The following is a 1,821-nucleotide window of genomic DNA, read 5'->3' on the forward strand; positions in this document are numbered from 1 at the left end:
ACGCCACCCACCACCAGACGCGACCAGCGTCCCGCTGCTGCGATCGGCCCGGGTGAGCCTCGGGGCGAGTACGGTGCCCTCCCGTACGGCGACCTGGGTCTCGCCCGAGGCCAGGGCGAGGCGCGCCACCTCGTCGAGGTCTGCCGTGTCGGCGTCCGGGTCCGCGTCGATCAGCAGGAACCGGTCCGGGTGCTCGCTCTGCGCGGACCGCACCAGGCCCCACACGGGGGCGTGCGCAAGGTCGGGGACCGGGTCGCCGGGGGCCGCCGCGATCGCTCCGTGCGTCACGATCACGAGACGCGACCCGACGTCGCCTCCGGTCGCGGTCTCGGCCAGCCATGCCTGAACCGCCGTCAGGAGCCCGGTCGTCGCCGCCTCGGCCGCCTGCGCCAGATCCGCGTCGGCCACCCGGGCCGGCGCACAGTGGTGGAAGGTCAGGTCCAGGTCCAGGTGCCGGCCGGTGTCCGGGTCGGCCGGTCGGCCGACCGGTGTCCACGTCACCGGGTACAGGGAATCGGCGGCGTGCGAGGTGCCGACCAGCTGCGCCGGGTCGGCCGCACGCAGTTCGAGGGCCGCCGCGGAGAACACCGGCTGTCCGGTGCCGTCGGCGGCCTGGACCGCGATCGTGTCGGCGTTCCCGTCGACCGGGGCCAGGCGCACGCGCAGCGCGGACGCTCCCGCCGCGTGCAAGGTCAGGCCCTGCCATGCGAAGGGCAGGCGCAACGACTGCTCGTCGCCTCCATCGGCGGCGACCAAGGCGTGGAGGGCCGCGTCGAGCAGGGCGGGGTGGACACCGAAGGCGTCGGCCTCGCCGGCCAGTCCGGTGGGCAGTGCGACCTCGGCGAACAGCTCGCCGTCCTGGCCCCGGTACAGCGCGCGCAGGCCCTGGAAGGCGGGTCCGTAGCCGTACCCCGCGGCGGCGGCACGGTCGTAGAAGCCGTCGGTGTCGACCGGCTGCGCGCCGGCCGGCGGCCAGGCGGCGAGGCCGGACACCGATTCCCCGCCGTCTGTGCTGCCTTCGGTGAGGAAGCCCGCGGCATGGCAGGTCCACTCGCCGTCCTCGCCCGCCGTCTCGGCCCGGGTGTACACGCCGACCGGCCTGCGGCCGTCGGGGGCCTCCGGCTCGACGTTCACCTGGAGGGCGAGGGCGCCGTGTGCCGGGATCACGAGCGGTGTGCGCAGCGTCAGTTCGTCCACGTGCCGGTGGCCCACGCGGTCGCCCGCCTGGACGGCCAGGTCCGCGAAGGCGGCGCCGGGGAGCAGCACGGTGCCGGCGACGGAGTGGTCCCGCAGCCATGGCTGGGCCTGGAGCGAGATCCGTCCGGTCAGCATCACAGCCCCGGTGCCGGCGAGGCGTACGGTCGCTCCGAGCAGGGGGTGCCCGGCCGCCACAAGGCCGAGCCCGGCGGCGTCGGCGGGTGCGCCCGCGGTGCCGTCGAGCCAGTAGCGCCGACGCTGGAAGGCGTAGGTGGGCAGGTCGAGGTCCGGGCGGGGGGCGGGCAGCGGCAGCGCGGACCAGTCGGCCGGGCGGCCGCGGACATGAGCGAGGGCGAGGGCGGAGAGCAGCGCCTCGCTCTCCTCTCGGCCCGTGCGCAGCACGGAGGTCGCCGCGACCTCGGGCGCGCTGACCGCGTCCGGCGCCGTGTCCCCGTCCGTGCCCGTCGCAGGTGCGGGTGCCTCGTGCACCAGGGCGGTCAGTACGCCGTCGGGGCCCAGCTCCAGGAAGGTCCGGGAACCGGCCGAGCGCACGTACGCCGCGCCGTCGGCGAAGCGGACGGGTTCGCGGACCTGGCGCACCCAGTAGTCCGGGTCGGTCAGTTC

At 76.2% G+C, this 1,821-nt stretch carries 1 protein-coding gene; it reads right to left on the minus strand.

From position 1 onward, the window contains the following. A partial coding sequence (locus tag ALMP_RS35285) for a polyketide synthase dehydratase domain-containing protein (protein ID WP_264935852.1) occupies positions 1–1,821 on the minus strand: 1,821 nt, incomplete at both ends.

The sequence above is a fragment of the Streptomyces sp. A012304 genome (assembly GCF_026008495.1).
Classification (GTDB): domain Bacteria; phylum Actinomycetota; class Actinomycetes; order Streptomycetales; family Streptomycetaceae; genus Streptomyces.